Source organism: Streptomyces sp. NBC_00259 (assembly GCF_036181745.1).
In the GTDB taxonomy this organism is placed as follows: domain Bacteria; phylum Actinomycetota; class Actinomycetes; order Streptomycetales; family Streptomycetaceae; genus Streptomyces; species Streptomyces pratisoli.
On the sequence record NZ_CP108080.1, the window covers coordinates 3,328,623 to 3,344,758 of the forward strand.

Sequence of the window (16,136 nt, forward strand, 5' to 3'; positions counted from 1 at the left end):
CTCCCCTTTACAGCGGGTAGGCGGTCAGGACGTAGAAGCCGCCGGGCTTGTGGCCCTTTCTCGCGGCGAGGATCACCTTGAAGCCGTTGCTCGTGGTCGGACTGTAGTTGCCGAGGTGGTCCATGCTGTCGCCGAGCGATCCGGTCCCGTACGTGCCCTGGAGCGTGAGCTGCTGCGGCTTGCCCGGCTTGCCCGCGTCCTGCACGAACTTCGTGATGCGGTCCTTGTTCTGGTCGACCAGCTGGTCGACCGCCTTCTGGGCGAGGTCCGCGCTCTTCCAACGGGAGTTGGGCGTGGGCCTGCCCATCCGCCGGGTCTTGGCCTTCGCCAGGGCCTCCATCTTCTGCCGGTCGACGTTGACGTGCTCGTCCAGGGTGTGGGCGACGCCCGGGAACATCCGCTCGGCGCGCGCCAGGTCGGTGCAGTTGTGGACCAGGACGTCCTGGGCGCCGACTCGCACGTAGTAGCTGTCGATGCCGCTGACGTCGAGGTCGTAGGTGGCCTGCCGGCCGGCGGACCGTTCGGTCCCGGTGACGGTGGCCTCTGTGCCCTCGGCGGTGTGCAGGCGGTCGCCCGCGCGCAGCTCGCCCGCCGGGACCCACGCCTGCCGGTCCGGCAGCCAGTAGCGGTGCTGCTCGGTCGACGTGAGGTCGGAGACGTCGCCGTCCGCGCCGGCGACCGACAGTCGGACAAATGTCTTGTCGGTGTACTCGGAGGTATACGGCGTCGACATCACCGGGCGCGGCCGGGTCAGCTCGGCGAACTCGCCGCCCGGGTCGGTCGCGAGGACCTCGTCGCCCGGCCGGACGTCCTCGATCGGCTTGTGCGTGCCGTCCGCGAGGAGCACGGGGGTGCCGGCCGGAAAGCTGTTGCACTCGAAGACCACATCGGACTTGCGTGCCTTCGCGATGTCGTCCGGGATGAGCTTGCCGCCCAGCTTCAGCCAGCGCAGCACGGCGAGGGAACCCAGGGCCCGGTCGAAGCCGTCGACGTGCTCGCCGGTCATCATGTCCTTGCCGGTGATCGCCTCTACGATGCCCTTGCCGTCGCCGATGCCCGGCATCAGGCCGAGGACGACGGACATCCGGCGCTGCTGCTCCTCGCTGTCCAGGCCGGAGGAGCCGTCGCTCCAGGTCTCGCCGACGTTCGAGAAGTCGAACTCGAAGGCCGGAACCTCGCGGAGCTTCTCGGCGGCCTTCTTGATGCCCGGGACGACCTTGTTCATGTCGTCGACGGCCTTGTTGGCCTGGCCGATGCCCTCGTTGAGGGTGTCCATGCCCTTGTTGGCCTTGTTGATGGACTGGTTCAGCCCGCCCAGCGACTTGTTGATGTCGTCGACGGCATCATTCATGTCGCCAAGGGCGCGGTTCATCTGCGCGAACCCGGCGTTCATCTGGTCGAGCGCCTTGCCGATCCCGTCGAGGTTGTCCTTGACGCTCTTGACCGCGGCCTGGAACTTCGGGTCACCGACCAGCTGCGCGAGTCCGAGCGTCAGCCGGATCAGCACCAGGGTCATCTCGATGATCACGAGGATCGTCTCGATGGTCTCGAGGACGTCCTTGATCAGCTTGTCGATGTCCTTCTGCGCTCCGGCGGCCGTCGCGCGGATCCGGTCCTCGACCTGCTTGCGGTACTCAGGGTCCGCGATCTTGGTCGGGTCCTCCTTGAAGGCCTCCCTCAGCTTCTGGAGGCCGGCGGCTTCCTTCTTCACCGTGCCGAAGTGTTCGACGGTGTCCTTGTGGAGGTAGTGGACGCCGTACGCGAACATGCCGACGCCGGCACCGACCTTGAGGGCCTTCTGCGCGAAGTCGCGATAGCAGGCCGGTTTCTCCAGCAGCGACAGCTTGTCGCAGCCGGAGATCCTGGCGGTGCCCTTGACGATGGCGGCCAGGCGGTCGGTGTCGAGCTTCGCCTCGGCGGCCTCGAGTTGCGCCTCGGCGTGCGTCAGCCTGACGCTCTGTGCGGCCAGCGCGCTGTCCTCGCCCATCCCGAACGTCAGGAAGACGCTGAGAATGGTCAGCAGTGCGGCAGTTTTCAGTTTGAGCTGGCGGTGCATATACGTCCCGTGCCGGAGAGCAAGGCGCGCACGGATGGTCTCTCCGGCGCGGCCGGGCTCTGAATTCCCCCTGGTGGCCGTCCGCTTCAGGCAGCGACCCACCATTTACCGACCAGTAGTTTACGCGCAGCATCGATCACCGACGATCCACCCCACCAGGGGCCAGCTGGTTTCATGATGCTCTGCGGGTTTCTGTCGGCGGTGGTTCGGCGTCGTGATGTCAATGCGGCAGGTAGCGGCTTCTGCCGGCCCGGCAGGGCAAGCGGAAAGCGGCCGGCGACCTGGTGCGCCCTGCCCGCCACCCTCGGCGCGATCCGCCGGCCCCAGGTCATCAACAACGACCCACCATGCGCAACTCCGCAACACCGGCGAAAGTCGCTGACAGGCGCGCACACAGGGTGATTCAGCCGCTCAAGATCGCCCTACTGTCCCTTCCTGCTGCGTCTCGGCCGACCACCGAGCAGGACGCGTTCCGCGAGATGGCGCACCGGCGCGGATGCAGGCTCCGCACCGCCGTCCACACGCTCGCCGGCATGGAGCTGCCCCCCGCCGAAATGCTCGCCCGCCTCGACGACACGGTCCAGCGACTGGCGGAGGCGGACGCCATCGCCCCCGACCAGACCCCCGCGGTGGCGGGCGCCACCTGTCTGTATGTCATCTACGACCCGGTCACCCGGCGGTGCACGATGGCCACGGCCGGCCATCCGCCACCCGCGATCATCGACCCGCAGGGCCAGGTCACCTTCCCGGACCTTCCCACCGGGGCTCCCCTCGGCATCGGGCTGGGGATCCCGTTCGAGGCCGTGGAGCTGGAACTGCCCGAGGGGAGTCTCATCGCCCTCTACACCGACGGCCTGATCGAGGCCCGCGACAACGACATCGAGAACTCCACGACCCTGATCGTCAGCGAACTGGTCACCAACGCCGTCCGCCACAGCACCGGCCCGATCGGTCTGCGTCTGATCCAACATCAGGTCCTGACCGTCGAAGTGTCCGATGCCGGCGCCTGCACCCCGCGTGCGCGCAGCCCACGCACCATGGACGAGCACGGCCGCGGACTCTTCCTGGTCGCCCGGTTGTCCCACCGATGGGGCTCCCGCCCGGTGCCGGACGGCAAGGTCGTCTGGGCCGAGACAGACTTCGCCCGAACGCCCGGCAGCAGTGAGGTGGCTCTGCTCTCCGGGCCGTGACGGCCTCACTGTGCCGACGTCGACTTCGCAGGGCAGGCCGAACTCGGCCTGCGCTCCATGCCCATGGCCGGCCGGGCATCCGGGCCTCCCTCACGGGCGTGCCGCGCCCTCGGGTCGGGGCTCGCGGGTCAGGAGGTACGGATCGCCCGCGAGCCAGAGTCGGTTCTCGTCGTCCACGTGGCAGCCGAGGCGTTCCGGCAGGCCGCGCAGGTAGGCGATGGCGGGTCCGGTGAGGCGGACCCTGCCGTGGCCGAGGTGGGTGATGCCTTCGGGGACGTCGAGTGCGGTGAGCCAGGCGGCGTGGTCCCGGTGGAGTTCGGCGGTGTACGTGGTGTCGGAGCCGGTTGCGCGTTCCAGGGCGTACAGGACGTCGCCGTAGCGGGCGTGGTCGAGGACGGCGCGTACGGCCGTGTCGATGCTCAGCAGGTTGGCGTCGACCTGGTCGCACGTGAAGACGCGGCCGGGGCGGGCCCTGGCGTACGCGAACCAGGTTCCGGCGCGGGACGGGATGACGTAGCCGATCGGATAGCCGCCGGGAAGCCCGTCGTTCACGCATACGTACACGACCTCGGCGGCATCGCTCCGCTCCCGGGTGAGGAAGAGCCTCCGCTGTTTCAGCAACGTCGTGAGAGACCGGTCGATGACGGTCACGTTCGTGTTCCCTCCTCCAGTCGGGGCGGCGGCCGTTCCCCCGTCGACGGCCGCCGCACTTGCAAACCATCGGGGAAGGCGCTGCAATGCGGATGAAATTCTGATGATGCGCGGAGCGGGGCGGAGGCTTCGGGGTGGGCGCGGGATCTCGTCGGCGGTTACGGCTCACGGTGCTCGGGCCCGTACGGGCCTGGCGTGACGGTACGCAGCTGGCCCTCGGGCCGGTCCGGCAGCAGGCCGTGCTGGCGGCGCTGGCGCTGCGTCCGGGGATCCTGGTGAGCCGCGAGCAGTTGCTCGACGGGGTGTGGGGGGACAGTCCACCGCAGTCGGGCCGCAAGGTGCTGCCCAGCTATGTCTACGGGCTGCGCAAGACACTCGACGAGGAGGGTTCGGGGCCGGCGGATTCCGTGATCCGCGGGGAACGGGGCGGGTACCGGTTCGTCGCCGACGAGGTCCGGCTCGATGTGGCGGACCTGGCCGAGCAGGTCGACGGCGCCCGGCGCGCGAAGGCGTCCGGCGATACGGCCACCGCGGTGGACCGGTTGTCCGGGGCGCTCGCCCTGTTCGACGGTGAGCCGCTCGCCGGGCTGCCGGGCCCGTACGCCGAGGCCGAGCGGCAGCGACTCCTGGAGCGCGTGCGCACGGTGCAGCTGGAGCGGCTCGAATGCCTCGTACTGCTGGGCCGGTTCGCCGGGGCTCTCGACGAACTCGCCGCCCTGTCGGCGTCCGATCCGTGCGACGAGTCGCTGGCGGCGCTGCGCATGCGGGCCCTGTACGGCAGCGAACGCCAGGCCGAGGCGCTGAACGTCTACGAGGACACGCGCAAGCGGCTGAGCCACGAACTCGGCGTCGATCCCGGCGAGGAGCTCCAGCGAGTGCACCAGGCGGTGCTGCGTCAGGACGACGTACGCCTGCTCGGCGCGACGGCGGCGCGGTCCGTCGCTCCACCGGCTCCCCCGCCCACCCGGTCCGGGCCCCGCCGCGCCGTCAACGACCTGCCGGGCGACTCCGGTCGGCTGATCGGGCGGGAGGCCGAGCTGGCGCAGCTCGTCGCGCCTTCCGCGCCGGGGTCCGTGTCGATCGTGACGGTGGACGGTACGGCCGGGGTCGGCAAGTCCGCTCTCGTCGTACGCGCGGCCCGTGAGCTCAGCGCCCACTACCCGGACGGCTGCCTGTTCGTGGACCTGCGCGCGCACAGCACCCAGCGGCGGCAGTCGCCGGAGCAGGCGTTGCAGCGGCTGCTGCGCTCCCTCGGCGCGGCCAAGGGTGAGTTGCCCAGCGACCTCGAAGAGCTCACCGCCGCCTGGCGCGCGGCGACCAGCCCGCTACGGCTGCTCCTCGTGCTGGACGACGCCCTGGACGCCGAACAGATCCGGCCGCTGCTGCCCGCCGGGGCGGGAAGCAGGGTGCTGGTGGCCGGCCGGCGACGGCTGGCCGAACTGGACGCCGACCGACGGGTCACCCTGGAGCCCCTGCAGAGCGCCGATGCGGTGTCCCTGCTCACCCACCTCATCGGAGAGGGGCGTGCGAGCAGGGAGCCGGAGGCCACGCATCGGCTCGTCGGGCTGTGCGACGGGCTTCCACTGGCACTGCGCATCGCCGGGTCGCGGCTGCAGAACCGCCATACCTGGACGGTGGAGTACCTGGTGGGCCGCATGGCGGGCGATGAGCGTCTGCTCGGCGAGCTGAGCGTCGGGGATCGCAGTGTGGAAGCGGCCTTCCGCCTGTCGTACGACCAGCTCACACCCGAGCAGCAGCGCGGATTCCGCGCCCTGGGGCCGGCGCCGACGGTCGAGTTCGACGTACTGGCGTCGGCGGCCATGCTCGGATGGACGTCCCACGACACCGAGCGGGTCCTGGAGAGCCTGGTCGACACGAGTCTGCTGCAGCAGCCGCGTCCCGGCCGCTACCGGCTGCACGACCTGGTCCGCGTGCACGCACGACGCGTCGCGGAAGCCGTGCCCGAGGAGGCCGCCGCCACGCGTACGGCCGCGCTCCGTCTCTACCTGGACGCGGCCCGGATCACGAGTGACTGGGGCTCCAGCGGCTTCCCCACCGGGCCGGCGACCACCGGGCCCGCAACCACCGGGCCGGCGACCACCGGGCCCGCAGCCAACGAGCCCTGGTCCAACGCGCCCTGGTCCAACGCGCCCTGGTCCAGCGAGCCCTGGTCCGCCGACGCACCGTTCGCCGACTGGCAGGAGGCGGAGACCTGGCTGGACGCGGCAGGCGGGGAACTCGTCGACGTCGTCGGGCACGCCGCGGCCCTCGGCGAGGCCGACTACGCCTGCTGGATCGCCGAGGCGCTGTGCGACTACTTCGTACGCCAGGGCCGCTACCACGAGAGCCAGACCGCTCTCGAGATCGCGCTCGCGCACGTGGACGAGGCCACCGACCGGCGGATGGCGCACGCCCTGCGGAACTGCCTGGGCTACACCTGCGTGTACCAACGCCGGTACACGCAGGCGCGCACCTTGCTCACCGAGGCACTGCACCTCGGCCGGCGCCGGCCCGACCCGTACGAAGAGGCCAGGACCCTGGGCGGGCTGGGGGCCCTGTGTCTGAGTGTGGGCGAGGGCGACCGGGCGATCTCCCATGCCGCCGCGGCGGTGGACCTGTCCCGGCCGCACAACGACTGGGTCACCGCGATAGCACTCGTCATCCAGGGCCTCGCCCAGCAGTACCAGCGGCGGAACGAGGAGGCGCTGGCCAGCTTCGCCGATGCCCGTACCCACGCCGAGGCGGGCGGGCGCCCGCGCATGCTCGGCCGGGTCCTGAGCTGCGCCGCCGACATCCACCTCCGCCTCGGCCGGTACGACGAGGCCAAGCGCCTGCTGCGCCAGGCCGTCCACCTGGTCGAGCAGGGCGGGGACATCTTCCTCTGCGCGCGCAGCCTGACCCGGCTGGGCACGGCGGAGCTGGGCGAGGGGAACGCGAGCACGGCCATCGCCCTCCACCACCAGGCACTCCTGCAGCACCAGTTGCTGTCACGGCTCACCGAACCCGGCTACGACTGGCTGGAGATGGACATCCGCAGCCGCCTGGGCCGCGCGTACGTGGCGACGGGCCGTGTCCGCGAGGCGCGCAGACAGTTCGAGACCGTGGTCGAGGTGCACGACGCCCGTGCACGGCGCGCCGACCCCACAACGGGCCACTGACCTCCGAGCCCCTCGCCCGGCGGCGCTCGGACGCGACAGTGGCCCCGGCCCGACCGACCGCCGGGTGATCCGCCGCCTCGAGGAGAGCCCGGGAGCAGTCGGGCGCGGCCCGGAACGTTCAGTGCCGGCCGCGGCCCGGCCCCACCTCTCCGGTCACGCCGACGCGGATGCCCAGCCACGGGTAGGTGTGGCGGTAGAAGACGTTGTCCTGGGGCTGGAGGCCGACGGCCGAGGGCCACATCTGGAAGGCCGGCGCGTTGGACACCCCGCCGTGCAGCCGCCGCCAGACACGGGCGCCGCTCTGTCCGGCGGGGGGCGGGGTGATGGTGTCGGTCCATTCGACGGCGTTGCCGCCCTGGTCGAGGGTGCCCCATGGGGAGGTGGTCCTGGCCTCGCCGACGGTGCTGAGGCTGCCCTGGTAGACGGCGGGGTAGGTGAGAGGGTCCAGGCCGATCGGGTTGACGGTGGAGCAGACGTCGGCCGGCACCTGGGCGGGGCACCAGGTCGGGGCCGGGCTGCCGGAGGCGTGGTAGGAGGCGAGGGGCTGCGTCGACGCGTTGGTGACGGCACCGGTGCCGGGATGGAGGACGGTGGGCGCGGGGGCCGTCGCGTCGCCGTCACCGAAGACTCCGGCGTTGGTGGGGTACTTCCAGTAGGAGTACGTTCCGCCGCCCTTCGGGTCGTAGTAGGCGGCCTTGATCCACTCGTTCTGGCTCGGTACGACGAAGCCCGAGTCCTGGGTACGGGTGGTGTCGGGGCGGGCGAGGTCGTACATTCCGCGTTCGGTGCGGGCCGAGAGCCGCACCTTGTAGGTGACGTAGGTGAAGGCGCCCTCGCCGGTGGTCTCCTTGGAGAGGACCCGGCCGTTGTAGAGCGAGTTGACGAGCCGTGCCGCCTCCCGGAAGTCGGCGAAGCCGTACGGCTTGTCGGCCCACTGCGGGTAGGCGACCGAGTAGTGGCGGCCCCTTCGGGCGGCCTCGGAGAAGTCGACCTGGCCGTACTTCGGCCAGGCGGCGGCGCTCTCGTTCTCCTCGTACAGCGCGAGGCGGTCGCGGCCCTCCGGGTCGACGGTGTTCAGGAACGCCACCCACTGCCGGACGGTGATCTCGGTCCGCCCGATCTCGTAGGGGTCGTCGACCCGGCCCACCATCAGGCAGTCGTCGCCCTCGGGGGCGTCGGCGCACGACCGGTAGACGGCGTCGGTGAAGGGGACGATCCCCACGGCCGGGTTGCCGGGCGCGCCGACCCTGGCGGTGGTCAGCGTGATGACCTCACCCGTCGGGGGGCGGTCGGCGGCTGTCACGGTGGGGCCGAGCAGCGCCGACAGGCCGCCCGCCGCGAGGAAGGCCACGGCGAGACGGGGGCGGCGACGAGGACGGCGGGAAACGAGGTCCATGGGCATACTCCGCGCGTTGATCACGGCAACAGCTGGCGCCACATTAGCCCTGTATGTCACCTTTCGCCCCGAACGCTTCGTCTACGGAGCGGATTCCGTGCACCATGTGGGCCAGGTGCCGCGGGCCGGTACGCACCCCGACCTGCGGGCGGACGGCGCTACTTGTCGGACGCGGCCTGGGCCCGGCAGGTCAGTTTCATCTGGGCCGCCGCATGATGCGCCCCGAGGCGCGCCGCACTGCCCCAGTCACGGCCGCGGTCGAGGAGCTGGACCGCGAAGACCCCTTCGCCCTTGACCGGGTAGCTGCCGACCGGCACCAGTTCACCCCGGTGGGCGGTCTGGCGCACGCCGAAGCCCGTGTAGCCGGAGCGGACGTCGGTCGGGTCGGCGAGGACGCGGTAGAAGGTGGGGTCGCCGGCGGAGTCCGTGGCACGGTTCGTACGGGGCACGAACACCGCGAGCGAGCACTCCCGATGGCTCGCGTCCAGCTCCCAGCTCCAGATCGCCGTACCCCCGCGGTCCTTGGTGGCGCTGGCCGACATCGGGACGGCCGTGAAGCGGCCGTCGCAGGAGGAGTCGCGCTGGCCGCCGTCGCGGACGGTGTACCAGGCGGCGTCGCCGTTCTCGAAACGGCCCTCCTCCCGGTAGTGGCCCGTCTTGCAGCCCGGCCCCGCCCACTCCTCGAAGTCCTCGTCGCCCTCGCTGGGAAGCGCCGTCGGCCCGACCCGGGTCGGTACGCCGAGACCCGTGATGTCGTCGTCGGCGGCCTGCGCGTCACCGGTCCCGTCCGGTCCCATGAGCAGCGCCGTCGCGGCGATGAAACAGCCCAGGACGACCACGGCTCCGCCCGCCAGCAGGCCCTTGCGGAATCGGGAGAGCAGGGAGATCCGGCCGGAGAGGGTCTCCCGGGCGATCCAGGACGTGTCCGAACCACGATCGTCCCGGACCACGAATCCGCAGTCGGGACATCTCATGCCCGGCAGTGGGGTGTGCCTCTCACTGCCGCACTGTTCGCACGCCATAGCAGTTCACTATGCAGGAACCTCATGCGTCACGGGGCGGGAACGGGCTCATGATCTGCAGTCGGCCCGGATCTGGGCCGCCGCGTGATGCGCACCGTCACGGTCCCCGTACCCCCAGTCCCGGCCGCGGTCGACGAGCTGGACGCTGAACACCCCGTCCCGTACCGGAAGGTCGTGCACGACCACCGCCCCGCCGCGCATCGACCGCTGGCCGATGTCGAAGGCGGCGAGGACACTGCCGGAGTCCCGTGGGTCGGCGAGTACGTGGTAGCGCGTCGGATCACCGGCGACGTCCTCTTCGCGGGAGCTCCACGGAACACGTACCGCCACCGAGCAGCGCGCGTAACCACCGCCCGGACGCCAGGTCCAGGTGACCGTGTTGCCCCGGTCCCGGTCCGCGGCACCGGACATCGGCACGGCGATGAACCGGCCGTCGCACCCGTTGCCCTCATGGCCGCCGGAGTCCACGTCGTACCAGCCCTCGCGACCGTCCGAGTAACGCCCGTACGTCCGCGCCCCGTTCGGACAGCCCGGCCCCGCCCACTCGCTGAACCACGCACCGCGCCCGGCGGGCACGGGCCGGGGCGTCGGCTTCGCTTCCGGCTTCGGCTTCGGCTTCGGCTCGGCCGAGGGCTCCGGCTTCGCCACGGGCCCGGAGGACGAGGCGCCCGGCGCGGGCAGCTCCTCCGGAAGGAACGTCGGGCCGATCCGCTGCGGCATGCCGCCCAGTTCGATGGCGTCGACCGTCCGCACCGCGTCGTCGGCGCGGTCGTCGTCACCGCCGGCGGTCGCGAGAAGCGTGGCGCCCAGCGTCAGTACACACAGCGAGAGCACGCATCCGGCCCCCATGAGCATCTTCCGCTCGAGGACCGGCTCCCTCACCGCCGGCGCCCGACGCGCCGGCACGGCCTCCACGGTGCAGCTGTCCACCACCATCCCGGGCAGCGCGCCCCGGTGCGTGCCACCGCATCTCTCGCACACCATGCGGATCACTATGCAGGCCACCGGATACCGACCGGTAGGCATCCGCCGGTATCAACGCGGTATCGATCCACGCCCGTTGACCTTGCCCCAGGGGCAGGGCACATCGTCCTCGTGCCGGGCGGACCCCCCGCCCGGTGACGGAGGATGGGCCCGTGCACGACGACTCCCTGCTCACCATCGGCGCCTTCGCCACGCGGGCGCGGCTCTCGCCGAAGGCCCTGCGCCTGTACGACCGGCTCGGGCTGCTGGCCCCCGCGTACGTCGACGAGGCGACCGGCTACCGCTGGTACCGCACGGACCAGGTGCACCGCGCCCGGCTCGTCGCGCTCCTGCGGCAGATCGACATGCCGCTGGCGCGCATCGCCGACATGGTGGAACTGCCGGGGCCGCAGGCCGCGGAGGCGCTGGCCGCGTACTGGGCGGCGGTCGAGGAACGCCGCGCCGTGCAGGGCGCCGTCGTGGCCCACCTCCATGACCGACTTTCGGGCAGGAGACCGACGATGTACGAGATCAGGACCGTGGACGTACCCGAACAGGCGGTGCTCGCCGAGCGCCGGCACCTGCTGTCGGACGAGCTGCCCCGCTGGATCCCGGCGGCACTCGGGCGGCTGGAGGAGGCGGCCGCGGCATGCGGAGGCGTCGCGGCGGCGCCGTACGTGGCGTACCACGCCGAGGTCACCCCGGACAGCGACGGCCCGGCGGAGGCCTGCGTCCCCGTCGCCGACGCCCGCGCCGCGGCGGCCTGGACGGAGGAGAACAGAGCCGGGGTCGTGCTCCGCGTCGAACCCGCGGGCAGGCTCGCCCTCACCCGGGTCACCAAGGCGCAGGTGGCGTACCCGCAGATCGTCTCCGCCTACGACGCGGTCGAGCGGTGGATCGCCCAGGAGGGACTGACGATCACGGGCCCTTGCCGCGAGGTGTACTTCGCCGACTGGGAGGACGCCTCCGCGACGGACGAGGTCTGCGACATCGCGTTCCCGGTCGGTTGACGGGCGCGGTCCGCGGGTCGGTTGACGGGCCCGGCCCGCCGGTCACCTGACGGGCGCGGCCCGCGGAATCATCGCCGCGGGCCGCTCAGTTCCTCCGGGCACGGCGTCCCCCGCGGAAGCTGGTACGGCGCGGCCAGTCGGTACACGCCGGGGCGCGGGACGAGGAGTTCCGTCCATTCGTCGCCCTCCGCGTCCTCCTCCGCCTTCAGCAGACAGCCGGCCACGTTGACGAACGTCTTCGGCGTGTCGTCCTCCCGCAGCTTCGACGCCTCCGTCTCCTGCGGCTGCTCCACGCTGCGGCCCTTCTCGTCGACGAGGCCGAGCCACGGCGAGTACGGGACCCGGATCAGCACCCGGCCCGCCTCGCGCACGTGGATCGTCAGCTCGCCGGAGCCCGCCCGGTCCACCGTCGCCGGCGGGTCGGCCAGCGGCATCGGGTCGCTGACGGCGAACAGCTGCCAGTTCGCGTCCGACCAGACCCGCTTCAGATACGGCTGGCCGCGCTCGACCAGCTTCGCCTCACGCCCGGCGCCCGAGTCCGGTTCGCCCTTGGGCAGCACCACGTAGTGGACGGCCCAGCGGTCGAGCCACTCGCGGTAGTTGACCGCGTTGAGCGTGTCGTCGTAGAAGAGCGGATTACGCTCCATGTCCGCCTGCCGGTTCCAGCCGCGCGCCAGGTTGACGTACGGGGCGAGCGCCGACGCCTCACGGTGGCTGCTGGCCGGGACGACCTCCACCCGGCCCTTCTCCGCACCGACCTCCTGGAGCTCGTTCACCAGCGGCGCGAGTTCCCGCGTCCAGGACGCGGCCGGCGCCGTACGCACGATGTCGTCGACGCTCTTGAAGCCGATCCACGCGTTGAGCCCGACGAACGCCAGGACGAGCGCGTACCACCTGCGCGAGCGCGGCACGGCGTACGGCAGCGCCGCCAGCAGCACCACTCCCGCGAACAGCATCGCGAGCCGCGACACGTTCGAGCCGATCTGGGAGTCGACGAGGAACGTCAGCAGCGTGCCGAGGGCGTACACCGCGGCGGCGGTGCGGACCGTGCGCCAGTCCGCCGGTACGAGGACGAGGACGAGCACCCCGAAGAGGAACGGCAGCGACGTCGACCCCAGCGACATCGGCTGCGTACCGGAGAACGGGAACAGCCACGCCGACAGCGCGACGACGACCACCGGGGCGATACCGAGCGCGTACGCGCCAGGGCGGCGCCTGTTCAGGAACAGCGCCGCCGCGACGACACCGAGGAACAGCCCCGCGACCGGACTCGACGCGGTCGCGAGCCCCGCCAGTGGCGCCGCGACCGCCGCCTTCGCCCACCGTTTGCGCCGCCAGCGGTACGGCCAGCAGAACACCGCGGCGACCGCCCCCAGCGCGAACATCATCCCGAGCCCGAACGTCACCCGTCCCGACAGCGCGTTGCACAGGAACGCGAACACCCCGGCGAGCGAGCACGCCAGGGGGTTACGGACCGCACGCACCCTGGTCAGGATCAGCGCGGTCAGCGCGGCGGAGAGCGTACCGACGACCATCATCGTCGTCCGCACACCGAGGATCGACATCAGATACGGGGACACCACGCTGTACGAGACCGGGTGCATGCCGCCGTACCAGGCGAGGTTGTACGCCGAGTCGGGGTGCCGGCCGACGAACTCGGCCCAGGCGTCCTGCGCGGCGATGTCCCCGCCGCTGTTGGCGAAGTAGAAGAACCAGACGACGTGGAGGAGCGCGGCCACCGCGGTCGCGACGAGGACGGGACGACGGGAGAGCGCGCCGCCGGGACGCACGGGAGCACCGGAAGCATCGGGAGACGCCGCGGAGGCCGGGGACGCCGGGGGCGTGATCGCCCCTATTCGCGGGCCCTTCTCGGCTCCCGGCCCGCTCGCGGCGCTGCTCTCGCCCGCGTGTCTCGGCTCGACGGTGGTCACTGCGGCTCCCGTGTTCGCTTCCCGTGCTCGGGGACGCCGTCCCGGCGTCGCGAGTTGCCCCGGGATCCGGGGACGCTGGCGATCCGGGGACGCTAGCACGGTGCCGATGCAGCGGACGGGGGCACGAACGCCCGTGCCCCCGTCCGGCTGCCCGATGTCAGCCCACGCGGGTCAGCTTGGCGCCGAACCCGGGCTCCATGAGCTCCTCCTGGAGGGCGACCGGCACGGTCACCCGGCTCGCGCCCTCACCGACGGTCAGCGAACCGACGACCGTCCCGGCGGCGGCCGTGTGCGGCAGCGCCTTGCCGCCGTTCGCCAGCTTCAGCTTCACGGTCAGCCCGGACCAGCCCACCGCCTTCACGTCCTTGGTCGCGACGACCGGCACCGAACCGCCGAACCCGTCCTCGACCGTCCCGACGACCTGGCCCTTCTTGACGATCGTCGCGGACTTCAGCGCGTTCTGGGTGGCGATCATCAGGTCCCTGCTGGCATTGATCGCGGTGCCCAGGATCGGGGTGTCGTGCTGGGCGAGCACGGCGCCGACGATCAGCTGGTCCGTGTCGCCCACCATCTTGTGGGCGGCGAAGAGGAGATTGCCGCCGGCCTTGCTCGTGCTGCCGGTCTTGATGCCGAGCGCGCCGTCGAACGGGGGCAGTTCGTTGTAGTTCCGCCACTTCTTGCCCGACGGGTCCGTCCACTCGGGCAGCTTGGTGATGTCCATCAGCGCCGGGATCTCGACCAGCTTCAGACCCAGCTTGACCTGGTCCTCGGCGGTGCTGACCGTCGTCGCGTTCAGACCGGACGGGTCCGTGTACGTCGTGTTCGTCATCCCCAGCTCCTTGGCGGCGGCGTTCATCTTGTCGACGAACGCCTCCTCGGAGCCCGCGTCCCAGCGTGCCAGCTGACGCGCGATGTTGTTGGCGGACGGGATCATGATGGCCGACAGTGCGGCCTTCAGGCTGATCTTGTCGCCCTTCTTGACGGTGTTGAGCGTCGACTCGTTGTCCGTCTTGTCGAGCTGACCGTCGGACTCGCCCTTCGCGTCGATCTCGATCATCGGACCCTCTTCGCCCCGCTTCAGCGGATGCTCCTTGAGGATCACGTACGCCGTCATCGACTTGGTCACGCTCGCGATCGGCACGGGCTTCTGCTCACCGGAGGAGCCCAGCGTGCCGAGCCCGGACGCGGCCATGAACGCCTGGCCCTTGGCGGGCCAGGGCAGCTGCGGGGCCGAACCGTCGAAGCTGAACGTCGGCTTCGCCGTCAGCGACAGGGTGGGCTCGGGCAGCGGACGCACGGACTGCACGACCGCAAAGACGATCACGAGCAGGGCGACGAGAGGCGTCCAGATCTTGAACCGTCGCACCACGGTGCGGACCGGGGTCTGCGCGGGCGGCGGGGTGTTCGTCAGCTCGGCGAGCAGATCGAGCGGCGGCTTGGGCGGCAGCGGCTGCTGCTTGGTCCGCTCGGGCTCGGTGAGCGAGACGGGCGGGGCGGCGGCGACCGGCTTGGCGGGCGCGGTGGGCTCGGCGGGCGCGGTCTGCCTGGCGGGTGCCTGAGGAGCCGCGGGGGTGGCGGCGGCGGCCGGCTTGGCGGGCGCGGGTGCTGTCGGCGTGGCGGGCGTGGTCGGCTTGGCGGGCGCGACCGGCCGTCCGTCGTCGCGCCGCAGCGGCACGAAGGTGCTGGTCCGCTCGGCGTCCGACTCGGGGGCGGTGACCCTCAGAGCCGTGGTCCGCTCGGCCTCGGTCTCCGGTGCGGGCTTCGGGCGGGCGGAGGGTGCGGGGGGCGTGGGGACCTTCAGCGCGGTGGTGGGCTGGTCCACGGCAGGGCGGGGCAGCGCCTTGAACACGGCGGTCGGCTGATCGACCGGCGCGTCGTCTGCGGCCTCGTCGGCGTCCTCGGCAGCGGCGGCCTCGGGCTCGGTGTCGGACTCGGTCTCCGCGGCGGCGTCCTCGGGGCTCTCGTCTTCCTCATCGCCCTCCGAGTCGGCCTCGTCGGCGTCGGCGGGCTCCTCGTGGGCCTCGACGGCGGCCTGCGAGGCGTCGTCGTCCTCGGACGCGGCTTCGCCGGCCCCGACCTCGTCGGAAGCCTCGTCCGCGGGCTCCGAGGGCTCCTCCGGCTCCGAGGGCTCGTCCTCCGGCTCGTCGGCCGTGTCCTCGCCGGTGTCCTTGCGGGTGACCCATGCCGCCACCGCAGCACGGAGCCGGTCGTCACCGTCCGAGGTGCCACCGTCCGACGCTTCGCCGTCCGTCTCGGCGGACCCGGCCTCGGAACCGGAATCCGAACCGGAACCGGAATCCGAACCGGAACCGGACGCGGACTCGGGCGCGTCCCCGTCCGTGTCCGTTTCCGTGTCCGTTTCCGTGTCCGTTTCCGTGTCCGAAGACGACGGTTCCGACGACTCCGACGATTCCGACGGCTTCGACGGCTGTGTCCTGAACACCGCCGTCGGCTGGTCGACATGCCCCTCGGTGGACACTCCCGCCGAACGGGCCACGGCAAGCCGCGGATCACGTTCGTCCGGAGTCGTCTCCCCCGACGACTTCCGCTGCTCCGACTTGTCGGGGGACTCGCCCGCCACCGTGCCTCCTCCATGAGTCATACGTGCACCGCCCCGGCGCCGGCACCGCCCGCACCGCTGTCCGAACCATCTACCAGTGTCCTGTGTGAGCCCCTTGGCCCCCGTGCTAGACGAGAACGACATACCTACTGGTTCCCGTACGAAGCACCCAGGCGCTCTCGACAGACCAATGTGAGAG

9 protein-coding genes and 1 pseudogene are annotated in these 16,136 nt (G+C 71.6%); 3 read left to right on the forward strand and 7 right to left on the reverse strand.

All coding sequences use genetic code 11. From position 1 onward, the window contains the following. Positions 1–7: 7 nt before the first annotated feature. A complete protein-coding gene (locus OG766_RS14825; protein ID WP_328725524.1) occupies positions 8–2,056 on the reverse strand; it encodes a pre-toxin TG domain-containing protein in 2,049 nt (682 codons plus the stop codon). Positions 2,057–2,556: 500 nt separating this feature from the next. Here OG766_RS14825 and OG766_RS14830 point away from each other — a divergent pair. After that, positions 2,557–3,246, forward strand: a pseudogene (locus tag OG766_RS14830) (ATP-binding SpoIIE family protein phosphatase); the annotation flags it as partial. Positions 3,247–3,336: 90 nt separating this feature from the next. On the opposite strand, the gene OG766_RS14835 reads toward OG766_RS14830, so the two are convergent. Further along, positions 3,337–3,897 carry a hypothetical protein gene (locus tag OG766_RS14835; RefSeq protein ID WP_266379025.1) on the reverse strand — a complete coding sequence of 187 codons (561 nt, stop codon included), beginning with the start codon at positions 3,895–3,897 and terminating at the stop codon, positions 3,337–3,339. A 134-nt stretch (positions 3,898–4,031) separates the two neighbouring features. On the opposite strand from OG766_RS14835, the gene OG766_RS14840 reads away from it, so the two are divergent. Further along, on the forward strand, positions 4,032–7,055 hold the full coding sequence (locus OG766_RS14840; protein WP_328725525.1) for an AfsR/SARP family transcriptional regulator: 3,024 nt from the start codon (positions 4,032–4,034) through the stop codon (positions 7,053–7,055). 118 nt (positions 7,056–7,173) lie between these two features. On the opposite strand, the gene OG766_RS14845 is transcribed toward OG766_RS14840, so the two are convergent. The 3 genes from OG766_RS14845 to OG766_RS14855 all read right to left on the reverse strand — a co-directional run bounded on the left by OG766_RS14845 (position 7,174) and on the right by OG766_RS14855 (position 10,457). Further along, positions 7,174–8,451: a hypothetical protein gene (locus OG766_RS14845; RefSeq protein ID WP_328725526.1), complete on the reverse strand. Its 1,278-nt coding sequence runs from the start codon at positions 8,449–8,451 to the stop codon at positions 7,174–7,176. A 158-nt stretch (positions 8,452–8,609) separates the two neighbouring features. After that, positions 8,610–9,425 carry an adhesin gene (locus OG766_RS14850; RefSeq protein WP_328725527.1) on the reverse strand — a complete coding sequence of 272 codons (816 nt, stop codon included), beginning with the start codon at positions 9,423–9,425 and terminating at the stop codon, positions 8,610–8,612. 96 nt (positions 9,426–9,521) lie between these two features. Further along, on the reverse strand, positions 9,522–10,457 hold the full coding sequence (locus OG766_RS14855) for an adhesin (RefSeq protein ID WP_328725528.1): 936 nt from the start codon (positions 10,455–10,457) through the stop codon (positions 9,522–9,524). Between the two features lie 134 nt (positions 10,458–10,591). Here OG766_RS14855 and OG766_RS14860 point away from each other — a divergent pair, with 134 nt between their 5' ends. Further along, on the forward strand, positions 10,592–11,446 hold the full coding sequence (locus tag OG766_RS14860) for a MerR family transcriptional regulator (RefSeq protein WP_423247049.1): 855 nt from the start codon (positions 10,592–10,594) through the stop codon (positions 11,444–11,446). A gap of 68 nt (positions 11,447–11,514) precedes the next feature. Here the strand turns inward: OG766_RS14860 and OG766_RS14865 are convergent, their stop codons facing one another. Both OG766_RS14865 and OG766_RS14870 read right to left on the reverse strand, forming a co-directional pair. Continuing rightward, the gene (locus OG766_RS14865; protein WP_328727478.1) at positions 11,515–13,236 is read right to left on the reverse strand and encodes an MFS transporter; all 1,722 of its coding nucleotides are present in this window, start codon (positions 13,234–13,236) and stop codon (positions 11,515–11,517) included. Between the two features lie 298 nt (positions 13,237–13,534). Further along, positions 13,535–15,979: a hypothetical protein gene (locus OG766_RS14870; protein WP_328725529.1), complete on the reverse strand. Its 2,445-nt coding sequence runs from the start codon at positions 15,977–15,979 to the stop codon at positions 13,535–13,537. Positions 15,980–16,136: the final 157 nt, after the last annotated feature.

Coding starts and splice junctions, on each gene's coding strand:
- OG766_RS14825 (WP_328725524.1), bottom strand. CDS start 2,056: ATGCACCGCCAGCTCAAACTGAAAACTGCCGCACTGCTGACCATTCTC.
- OG766_RS14845 (WP_328725526.1), bottom strand. CDS start 8,451: ATGGACCTCGTTTCCCGCCGTCCTCGTCGCCGCCCCCGTCTCGCCGTG.
- OG766_RS14850 (WP_328725527.1), bottom strand. CDS start 9,425: ATGAGATGTCCCGACTGCGGATTCGTGGTCCGGGACGATCGTGGTTCG.
- OG766_RS14855 (WP_328725528.1), bottom strand. CDS start 10,457: ATGGTGTGCGAGAGATGCGGTGGCACGCACCGGGGCGCGCTGCCCGGG.
- OG766_RS14870 (WP_328725529.1), bottom strand. CDS start 15,979: ATGACTCATGGAGGAGGCACGGTGGCGGGCGAGTCCCCCGACAAGTCG.